The sequence below is a fragment of the Nocardia thraciensis genome, from assembly GCF_054782435.1.
In genome coordinates this window covers 1-1104 of record NZ_BAAGSM010000004.1, presented here as the reverse complement: position 1 = coordinate 1104, position 1104 = coordinate 1, and the positions used below count along the sequence as shown (strand labels likewise).

Sequence of the window (1104 nt, the reverse complement as noted above, 5' to 3'; positions counted from 1 at the left end):
GCTCCACACAGGTGAGAGTGGTTGTGTCAGAGACCGTTCGAGTCCCCGATCGTGGGACCGCGGATGCTCATGGGTGGAACGCTGACAAGCTCTTCGCATCATGGTTCCGGCCGAGTCCGGGGCCCTGTGGGGATATATCGACACACTGTTGGGTCCTGAAAGAACAGACGTTCTTTCCAGGCAAGAGACGACGAGGCTGGCTTTTCAGTCATACCGCCGGGGTTTCTCGGGCTGGTGCTGGATTAAGGGTTGGTCTTGTGTGTTGTTTGAGAACTGCACAGTGGACGCGAGCATCTTTGTTTGTAAGTGTGTAAGAGCGTTCGGTGGATGCCTTGGCACCAGGAGCCGATGAAGGACGTAGTAGGCTGCGATAAGCCTCGGGGAGTTGTCAAACGAGCTGAGATCCGAGGATTTCCGAATGGGGAAACCCAGCACGAGTGATGTCGTGTTACCCGCGCCTGAATATATAGGGTGTGTGGAGGGAACGTGGGGAAGTGAAACATCTCAGTACCCACAGGAAGAGAAAACAATTGTGATTCCGTGAGTAGTGGCGAGCGAAAGCGGATGAGGCTAAACCGTGTGGATGTGATAGACGGCAGTCGTTGTCCATGCGGGGTTGTGGGGTCTGCGTTCTTGATTCTGCCGAGTCGAGCATGAGTGAGAAACCGTTGTGTTAGCTGAAGTGGCCTGGGATGGTCTGTCGTAGAGGGTGAGAATCCCGTAGGTGAAAACGCAACGGCTTGTGTCGCAGATACCCGAGTAGCAGCGGGCCCGTGAAATCTGCTGTGAATCTGCCGGGACCACCCGGTAAGCCTGAATACTACCTGGTGACCGATAGCGGACTAGTACCGTGAGGGAAAGGTGAAAAGTACCCCGGGAGGGGAGTGAAATAGTACCTGAAACCGGACGCTTACAATCCGTCAGAGCTTCCTTTGTGGGGTGATGGCGTGCCTTTTGAAGAATGAGCCTGCGAGTCATCGGTGTGTGGCGAGGTTAACCCGTGTGGGGGAGCCGTAGCGAAAGCGAGTCCGAAGAGGGCGCCTGAGTCGCATGTCATGGACCCGAAGCGGAGTGATCTACCCATGGCCAGGGTGAAGCGACGGT

Annotated in this window: 1 rRNA gene; it reads left to right on the top strand. The window is 55.8% G+C overall.

Annotated features, from left to right (window positions below):
- Positions 1-300: 300 nt before the first annotated feature.
- A 23S ribosomal RNA gene (locus tag ACYVLQ_RS00710) occupies positions 301-1104 on the top strand; the annotation flags it as partial.